6 protein-coding genes and 2 tRNA genes are annotated in these 7,099 nt (G+C 43.8%); 6 read left to right on the forward strand and 2 right to left on the reverse strand.

The annotated features are described in order from the left end of the window. Window positions 1-68: 68 nt before the first annotated feature. Both B4033_RS04885 and B4033_RS04890 read right to left on the reverse strand, forming a co-directional pair. Window positions 69-145: transfer RNA gene (locus B4033_RS04885), tRNA-Arg, on the reverse strand. A gap of 16 nt (window positions 146-161) precedes the next feature. Then, window positions 162-251 (reverse strand) — tRNA-Ser (locus tag B4033_RS04890). A gap of 262 nt (window positions 252-513) precedes the next feature. Between B4033_RS04890 and rnr the strand changes: the two genes are divergently transcribed. From rnr to B4033_RS04920, 6 genes are all read left to right on the forward strand, one after another. Further along, window positions 514-2,961 (forward strand): ribonuclease R, encoded by a 2,448-nt coding sequence (rnr, locus tag B4033_RS04895; protein WP_286832473.1) that lies wholly within the window; start codon window positions 514-516, stop codon window positions 2,959-2,961. A 79-nt stretch (window positions 2,962-3,040) separates the two neighbouring features. Next, window positions 3,041-3,343, forward strand: a complete 303-nt coding sequence (locus B4033_RS04900) for a hypothetical protein (protein ID WP_286832474.1) — start codon at window positions 3,041-3,043, stop codon at window positions 3,341-3,343. A 321-nt stretch (window positions 3,344-3,664) separates the two neighbouring features. Next, window positions 3,665-5,704 carry a M3 family metallopeptidase gene (locus B4033_RS04905; protein ID WP_286832475.1) on the forward strand — a complete coding sequence of 680 codons (2,040 nt, stop codon included), beginning with the start codon at window positions 3,665-3,667 and terminating at the stop codon, window positions 5,702-5,704. A gap of 40 nt (window positions 5,705-5,744) precedes the next feature. Continuing rightward, a complete protein-coding gene (locus tag B4033_RS04910) occupies window positions 5,745-5,945 on the forward strand; it encodes a YheV family putative zinc ribbon protein (protein ID WP_171056624.1) in 201 nt (66 codons plus the stop codon). A gap of 28 nt (window positions 5,946-5,973) precedes the next feature. After that, window positions 5,974-6,405, forward strand: coding sequence for a hypothetical protein (locus tag B4033_RS04915; RefSeq protein WP_004809764.1), 432 nt, complete (start codon window positions 5,974-5,976; stop codon window positions 6,403-6,405). A gap of 55 nt (window positions 6,406-6,460) precedes the next feature. Further along, the coding region (locus tag B4033_RS04920; RefSeq protein ID WP_286832478.1) for a DMT family transporter at window positions 6,461-7,099 on the forward strand (639 nt) is incomplete at its 3' end.

Genomic DNA, 7,099 nt, shown 5'->3' on the forward strand with positions numbered 1-7,099 from the left:
TCCAGCTGAGCTATGAGCGCGTAACTTGTGTGCCTAGGTTGGCAATACGTTTTTCTGCTTAACTTACTTGGTGCGCTCAGAGAGATTCGAACTCCCGACCCCTTAGTTCGTAGCCAAGTGCTCTATCCAGCTGAGCTATGAGCGCGCGACATAAGTAAGCGTGGCGGTGAGAGAGGGATTCGAACCCTCGATACAGTTACCCGTATGCGTCCTTAGCAGGGACGTGGTTTCAGCCACTCACCCATCTCACCGTAACGTGCCGCCATAATACAAATTTCGGCATAGCACTGCAAGCAAAGCTTTAAAAAAAAGTGCAGTTTTTTGCTCGATTAAATACTTTTTAAACAATTTATCTGTTTTTATACACTTATTGTGCGAAAAAGCTCCGCTTTCTATCCAATAGTCGAAAATCCGCCGAAAAACGGAAACTTAAACAGATTATTGCAATCATTTACGTGCAGTCTGAGCGCACATGTCTTATGCTAATCCCATCTCCTAGGAAAATTTAAAGACATGATGAAAAATTGGGTCGATCCTGAAGCAAAAGCTGAAGCTGAACGTTATGACAACCCTATCCCAAGTCGCACGCTGATTTTAGAAACCATAGAAAAGAATAATGCCCAGTCGCATGCCGACCTGGTGGAACATTTTGAAATTGCAGATCAAAAAAGTATTGATGCCCTGAGTCACCGCCTGATTGCCATGGTGCGTGATGGCCAGTTAATGAAAGATGGTTATAAATTCCAGATTGCTACTGAACAACCGGAATATGAAGCCACGGTGTATATTAATTCTAAAGGCATGGGTACAGCCAATATTTCCGGTCAGGATGATCTGTTACTGCCCGAGCGTGAATTGCGTCAGGTCTTTAATGGTGATCGCGTTAAAGTCCGCCAAACTTCAGTCGACCGCAAAGGTAAGGCCTGGGGTTTTATTACTGAAGTAGTACAACATCGTGTCAAACAGGTTATTGGTAAAGTCTGCCAGCATGAAGGTGAATATTTCGTACAACCTGCCAGCCCGAATGCGCATCAGCCGATCACCCTAGAAAAAGAACTGATTGAACATGCTCAGGTTAAAGTTGGTGATTCGATTCGTGTTGCGATTGATACTTATCCAACCAAAGAAGAATTTGCAACTGCGCATATTATCCAGTCAATGGCAGATAAAGCAGATACGGAAATCATCATTCCACAAACCATTCTGGAATATGGTCTGCCTTACGAATTCCCTGATGAAGTCATCAAAGAAGCAGAAAGTTTTAAAGAACCCAATGCTAAGGATCGAGAAGGCCGTATCGACCTGCGTGACCTGGCTTTAGTCACCATTGATGGTGAAGATGCCCGCGACTTCGATGATGCGGTGTATGCAGAAAAACGTCCTGGCGGTGGTTATCGTGTTGTCGTGGCAATTGCAGATGTGAGCCATTATGTCCGTGTTGGCAAGCCACTGGATGACGAAGCTCAGGAACGTGGTACATCGGTTTACTTCCCGCATTATGTCTTGCCGATGCTGCCTGAAGCACTCTCCAATGGCTTATGTTCCTTAAACCCTAATGTTGACCGTCTCTGTATGGTCTGCGACTTAAAACTGTCACGTGCAGGCCGTGTGACCAGTTTTGAGTTCTACCCTTCTGTGATGCATTCCAAAGCGCGTCTGACCTATAACCAGGTTGCACAGTATTTTGACGGTGACAGTAACGCGATTACTGAAGATCGTGATGTACGCAAATCACTGAATACACTATTCCAGCTGTATCAGGTGCTGAAAGAATTGCGTGCGGATCGTCATGCAATGGAATTCGAAACTGTCGAAACCTATATGACTTTCGATGAGCTGGGTGGTATTCAAGAAATTCTGCCACGCACCCGTAATGATGCGCATAAGCTGATTGAAGAGTGCATGTTGCTCGCCAACGTAGCGGCGGCTGAATATGCGCTGAAAAATGAAATTCCAATGCTGTACCGTGTGCATCAGCCACCAGAGTTTTCCCGTATTCAGAAAGTACGTGACTTCGTCAAGCTACTCGGTCTGAAATTCCCGGAACAACCCACCCAGAAAGATTATCAGGAAGTGATTGAAGCGACCAAAGACCGTATTGATGCCCCAAGTATTCATGCAGTCCTGTTACGCTCAATGATGCAGGCCTACTACGGCGCGAAGAACGATGGTCACTTCGGTCTGGCATATGATGCTTATACGCATTTCACCTCGCCGATCCGCCGCTACCCTGACCTGTTATTACATCGGGCGATTAAAGCACAGTTGGCACAAAAACCATATCCGATTTCGGGTGCATCGCTGGATGATGCCGGTGAGCATTTCTCTTCAACTGAACGTCGTGCTGATGAAGCTTCACGTTCTGTAACCACCTGGTTGAAATGTCACTACATGCAGCAGCATCTGGGTGAAGAATTTGTTGGCATTATCAGTGCGACTGCAGAATTTGGTCTGTTTGTTACCCTAAAAGATCTCTATGTAGATGGCATGGTACATGTCAGCCAGCTCGGTGATGATTTCTTTGTCTTTGATCAAAGCAGCCAAAGCCTGGTCGGTCAGAACCGTGGACAAATCTTCGGTCTAGGGGATGAAGTCAAGATCAAGGTTGCCGGGGTGAATCTGGAAGAACGTAAGATTGACTTTGAACTGGTACAACAGTTAACCCATGCTGGCCGTCAAATCCGCGCCCGTGCACCACGTGTCGCAGAGAAAAAGCCTTTAGTCCGTCCGGAAGCGACTGAACAAGTCTTTGGCAAAAATGAACGCGAGTCCAAAGCCAAAGATAATGCAGATGGGGAACAACCCATACGACGCAAAAAAGACAAAGGAAAACCCAGTTCCTACAGCAAAAAGCCTGCTAAAAAATCTGCAGGAAAGCCTGAAACAAAGGATAAAGGTAAAGTAAAGAAAAAAGCCAAAGTGAAAAAGAAAAAATCCAATGCAAAGCCAAAGGATGAATAATTTTCACAGTTAAAAAGAGCGCTACGGCGCTCTTTTTTTATTTATAATCAATATAATAACTATAAGGAAAATTAGAAAAATGGATGTACTAAATATCATAGCATTGGTTATTTCATTACTAGCTTTACTTGTAACCTATGCAGTATTTAAGTCAGATCAGCAACCACAAATTCTTATTTTTGCTACGCCTCATTATGGAAAAGAATCTGTAATTCAACTTCATGTTAAAAATATCGGTAAATCCATCGCTCACAATGTAAAAATCTTTAGCAATCAGCCTGTTCCTCGTGCAGCATTCGGAATTGAAAAGTTAAATTCTGATAAACAGTATTTTAATACTGGTATTTTTAAAAATGGAATCAAAGTATTTCCACCTAAATAAAGCTACATATACGATTGGGGACAATATGGAGGCCTCAAGAAATCATTAAATAATACTCCCATCACTTTCACGGTGACATATTCTTATAAACATCCTTTAAATCTTTGGAAAACCAAAATCATTAATATCTCTACAATTGATATAAATGAACTAGAGTCGCTTCCCTCTTCCAATGGAGGCTTATTAGAACAATTGAAAAATATCAATAAATCATTAATAACCTTAAATCAAAAGATTGAGAAAAAACTATAGATATCTTGATTTCCTAGCTTAAAACCCCTACATCTAGATTTAACATAGGAAATAAATCGGCAGACCGACATGACTTTAGAAAAGGCAACTTTGCCTGTTCCACAATTTGATCAGCTTACACTAGCAGAACTGAAACAAAAGATTGAAAGCTGTATTGCTGAAGGTCAAAAATTCCTGAATGAACTTAACGAAACACCGAATTCAGCTCAGGAACAGCTTGCCATTTTGGAACATGTCGACACACTTGAAAATAATATGAGTGAGGCTTGGGGCATTCTCTCGCATCTCAATGCCGTGAAAAACAATGCGGAAACGCGTGAAGTTTATCAAGCCTTATTACCGGGTTTAAGTGAATACTATACCCAACTCGGCCAACATACGGCACTGTATCAAACTTATCAGCATGTGCATGATGCACCAGTATTTACTGACCTGCCTGCAGCACAGCAAAGTGCCATTAAACTGGCACTGCGCGACTTCAAACTTTCGGGCGTGGCGCTAGAAGGTGAAGCGAAAAAACGTTATGCAGAAATTTCCGCACGTTTATCTCAGCTATCTTCAGATTTTTCGAATCATGTATTGGATGCGACTCAAGCCTACTTCAGACCATTAAATGAGGATGAGCTGGCTGGCTTATCGGCAAGCAATATTGAACTGCTCAAACAGTATGGCAAACAGCATGAACTGGATCAGCCCGTAGCCACCTTGGATTTTCCATCCTATTTAGCCATTATGACGCATTCAAAAAACCGTAGTCTGCGTGAGGAAATCTATAAGGCCTATACTACACGTGCATCAGATCAGTCCGACAAGTCTGAATTTGACAATACAGCTGTGATGGAAGAAATCCTGAGTCTGCGTCAGGAAATGGCTGTACTCCTCGGCTTTAACAACTATGCTGAATATTCACTGGCCAGCAAAATGGCACCAAGTGTTGACGCTGTAGATGAGTTTTTACGTGATCTGGCTGAGCATGCGCGTGCGCCTGCTGAAAAAGAGATTGCCGAGCTGAAAGCAATTGCAGCAGAAGATGGTATTACCGAGCTGCAACCCTGGGACAGCAGTTATTATTCTGAAAAGCTGAAAATGCAGCAGTTCAACCTGTCACAGGAAGCACTGAAACCTTATTTTCCGACCCCAAAAGTAATTCAAGGTCTATTCAGCATTGTGAACCGTCTGTATGGCATTCAGGTCATCGAACGTGAAGCTCCGCTTTGGCATCCGGATGCACATTATTTTGAACTGGAAGATCAGGGTGAAGTCATCGGTGGTTTCTACTTTGACCTGTATGCCCGTCAAGGTAAACGTGGTGGTGCATGGATGAGTGGTTTCCGCTCTCGCATGCGTACCCATGACGGCGTACAAAAGCCCATCTGTTATATGGTTGGCAACTTTACCCCACCGGTCGGCGACAAACCTGCCCTGCTAAGCCATGATGAAGTGATTACCCTGTTCCATGAGTTTGGTCATGGTCTGCATCATATGCTGACTGAAGTAGACAATATCTCTGTTGCTGGTACACATGGTGTGGCTTGGGATGCAGTGGAGTTACCAAGTCAGTTCATGGAATTCTGGGCCTGGGATCAGGACAGTCTAAATCTGCTCAGCGAGCATATAGAGACCAAGGAAGTCCTACCAGCAGATCTGCTGAAAGCGCTGCTAGATGCCCGTTTCTTCCAGTCAGGCATGCAAACCTTACGTCAATTCGAATTTGCCCTATTCGATCTGACCATTCACCGTGCCAATCCAGCGCTGAACGCTGAACAGGTTCAGGCGACCTTGAATGAGATCCGAGACAAATATGCCGTGTTGCCAACGACACCGTATAACCGTTTCCAGCATAGCTTTAGCCATATCTTTGCAGGTGGCTATGCTGCCGGATATTATTCTTACAAATGGGCAGAAGTACTGGCCAGTGATGCCTTTGACCGTTTTGAAACAGAAGGTATTTTCAATACTGATACGGGTCATGCGTTCCGCAAGAACATTCTGGCAGTTGGTGGGAAAGACACTGCATTAGATGCTTTCGTAAACTTCCGGGGTCGTGAGCCAAAAATTGATGCCCTACTCCGTCATCAAGGTTGGACGAATACGGTAAAAAATGCTTAAACTAATGGTTTAAATTAATCAACAGGTGAGTATGATGACCATCAAGCGTCGTTTCATTGCAGGTGCTAAATGTCCAAAATGTCAGGCGATGGATCGGATTGTCATGCTGACCTCTGGCGAGAATGAATGGATTGAGTGTATTGAATGTGGCTATGAGGAAAACCGTCCAACCCACGTTGAGCAACCTGAAGTTCCTGCTGTACCTGATGAAGTGGGTGTGATTCAGTTTAAACCGCGTTAAGTATAGAAAAATAAATAAGGTTGAACATATGAGTGTAGAGCAAAGGCATAGTTCTAAACTTTTAATGGGGATTATTGGGGCTTTAGTTACTGTCGTGATTCTGGTATTTGCTTATCAGTGGTTTAGTGCATCTTCATCTCAGGAAATACCTGAACAGGAAACTGTAACAGTTACTCCTGCTCAAGAGCCTATTAAGACTGAGGCAACGGCTCAAGTAGCTCCAATTGAAACAGAAGCAAATCTTGCCAATCGATTGGTACAGGACGATCTCATTAAAGCTCCAGTACCTGAAAATCCTGCACTGGCCAAAGAGGAAATATCCCGTCTGGAAGATATCCAGTCACAGCTAGATGAGCAAAAAGCCATGCTAGATGCTCAGCACAAGGATGCCGATGAACTGATCAGACTGAAGGAAGAACAGCTCAAGCTACTGGAAGCCCAACTTGCAGAAGAATCATAATTTTTGATCAAATAGTTCGCTAGAATATTCCACAATCTTCTAGCGATGCTTTCTTATGCCCAGCGCAACCCCTTCTGATCTGATTAAAGCCATCCTTCTACTCACCTGCTCGGCTTTGCTGTTCTCTATGATGGGGGTGTGTATTCGTTATGCTTCACATACGGTTGATAACGCGACTGTCGTATTTTTCCGTAATGCGGTGAGTATGTTGTTATTCCTACCTTTGCTGCTCAGTAAAGGTATTGGTTTCTTTAAAACTGAAAAGTTATGGATGCATGTCTGGCGTTCTGTGGTGGGTTTAATGGCAATGTATGGTTTCTTCTATGCCATTGCCCATCTCAAGCTGTCTAATGCCATGGTGTTTACCTATTCCTCTCCAATTTTCATTCCCTTCATTGCCTGGCTATTTTTAAAAGAAAAGATCACCAAAGCGATGCTGCTTGCCGCTGCTATCGGATTTATTGGTGTCTTGTGTGTAACAAAGCCAGATTCGGGGCTGTTTAATCTCATGTCAGTGATTGGACTCAGTGCCAGCTTTTTAGCGGCTATGGCTTTTGTCACTGTACGTGCGCTGACAGATACTGAACCACCAGAACGGATCGTGTTCTATTTTTGCTTTATTGGCACACTGGTTTCAGTGATTCCGATGTTCTGGCACTGGCGCCCTTATCATCTGACTGAACTGGCTTATCTG

This window comes from Acinetobacter sp. UBA3132, from assembly GCF_002364825.1.
In the GTDB taxonomy this organism is placed as follows: Bacteria; Pseudomonadota; Gammaproteobacteria; order Pseudomonadales; family Moraxellaceae; genus Acinetobacter; species Acinetobacter schindleri.